Annotated in this window: 2 protein-coding genes; both read right to left on the bottom strand. The window is 64.1% G+C overall.

Annotated features, from left to right (window positions below; genetic code table 11):
- Positions 1–64: 64 nt before the first annotated feature.
- Positions 65–433 (bottom strand): BON domain-containing protein, encoded by a 369-nt coding sequence (locus BAC01S_RS29740; protein ID WP_027798014.1) that lies wholly within the window; start codon positions 431–433, stop codon positions 65–67.
- 54 nt (positions 434–487) lie between these two features.
- Positions 488–1564, bottom strand: a complete 1077-nt coding sequence (locus BAC01S_RS29735) for a porin (protein WP_052408882.1) — start codon at positions 1562–1564, stop codon at positions 488–490.
- Between the last annotated feature and the right edge of the window lie 39 nt (positions 1565–1603).

Below are 1603 nucleotides of genomic sequence, written 5' to 3'. Positions count from 1 at the left end.
AATATCAGGCGACCGGGCGCAGCGCGGGACATGACATCCGCCGCGCTGCGCCGGGGGGCCGATATTACTGGCCGATTGCCTTGACCCGGAGCGCGTTCTGCACGCTCTGAACCCCGCTCACCCCCTGGGCGGTGGTCACGGCCACCTGGATCTGGTCCGCCTCGGGCACCGTGCCGCCCAGCAGGATCGCGCCGTTCTTCGCCGACACGACGATGTTGGTCGAATCCAGTCCCTTGACCTTCACGAGCGCACGCTGCACGTTCTTCGAGAGCAGCCGGTTGGCCTTGCGCATGGCCTTGGGACTTTGCGTCGCGCTGCTCATGGCCGGCGCGGTGGCCGCGGCGCCGCTGCCCTGGTCCTGCGCCCACGCGCTTGCCGTGCCGAGCAGGAGCAGCGAACACGCGACCGTGGTGATGAGGCTAGCCTTCTTCATGTTGTTTCCCTTTCCTTCAAGAGGAGGTTGACTCGCTGAACGGCGAACCTGCAGTTAGAAAATATGGCGGATACCGATGTCCGCGCCCACGGTCGTGCCGTTCACACTGTTGAGCGCCCCATCGATGGAGAGGCCGGTATCCATCGCGCCGTGGTTGTTGACCACGCCGAACTGCGCGTAGAGCGTCGTGGCGCGCGACAGATAATAGTCCGAACCAATGCCGCCCATGATCGAGTGGTTCGTGGTGTCGTCGCGGTCGCTCGTGTACCAGACGCCGCCGTTGAGGTCGAGCCGCGGCGTGGCGAGCCAGTCGAGGCCGCCGCCGTAGACGTTGTTGTTGAACGAGCCGGCCACCTTGTAGTTCACGAACGAGAACTTCGCGGTGAGCTTGCCGAACTTGTACGACACGCCGATGATGCGCCCTTCGAACGCGAAGGTGGAGGGGATCGGGGTGGCCGCGCCGCCGGCGTTGCCGTCGTAGAAGCCGGCTTCGACGAGCAGCGTGCCGGTGTCGTACTTCAGGTTGACCGAATAGTTGCGGCCGGCCTGGAAGTCGCCCGCCACGCCGCCCAGGCCCAGCATCGCGCTGCCCTGGAAGCCGTAGACCTTGGGACTGCTATAGGAGATCGCGTTGGCGTTGAAGATGCCGGTGGTGATGAGGTTGTCGACGTAGGGGACCAGGCCGCTGGCGAACTGCGAGCAGTCGCGCGGGTCGAGATCGTACATGGAGAGGAAGAACGGCGAGAACTGCAGGCCGAGCTTCACGTCGCCGTAGTTGCTGTCGAGGCCCACATACGCCTGGCGGCCGAACAGGTTGCCGTTCGAATCGTTGAAGCCGCCGTTGGACATGCTGATACCGCTTTCGAGCTTGAATTCCGCCTTCAGTCCGCCGCCCAGGTCTTCCGTGCCCATCAAGCCGAACTGCGAAGGCGAGTTGCCGCTGTCGATCATGGAGAACTGACTGCCGGCGTTTTGTCCGGTGGTGGTGTTGAGCGTCTTGTTCGTGTAAAGCAGGCCGCCGTCGACCAGGCCATACAGCGTGACGCTGCTCTGGGCATGGGCCACGCCGCCTGCCAGCAGGCAGGTGGCAGCGGCGATAAGCTTCAGGCGCAGACCTCGTTGCTTGTACATCGTCGATCTCCTTCCGGACGGAACGTGCCGTCGAGTTTT

It is taken from the genome of Paraburkholderia acidipaludis NBRC 101816 (assembly GCF_000684975.1).
In the GTDB taxonomy this organism is placed as follows: domain Bacteria; phylum Pseudomonadota; class Gammaproteobacteria; order Burkholderiales; family Burkholderiaceae; genus Paraburkholderia; species Paraburkholderia acidipaludis.
Note: the sequence above shows the minus strand (reverse complement) of the source record. Positions and strands in the feature narration are given on the sequence as shown.

Coding starts and splice junctions, on each gene's coding strand:
- BAC01S_RS29740 (WP_027798014.1), bottom strand. CDS start 433: ATGAAGAAGGCTAGCCTCATCACCACGGTCGCGTGTTCGCTGCTCCTG.
- BAC01S_RS29735 (WP_052408882.1), bottom strand. CDS start 1,564: ATGTACAAGCAACGAGGTCTGCGCCTGAAGCTTATCGCCGCTGCCACC.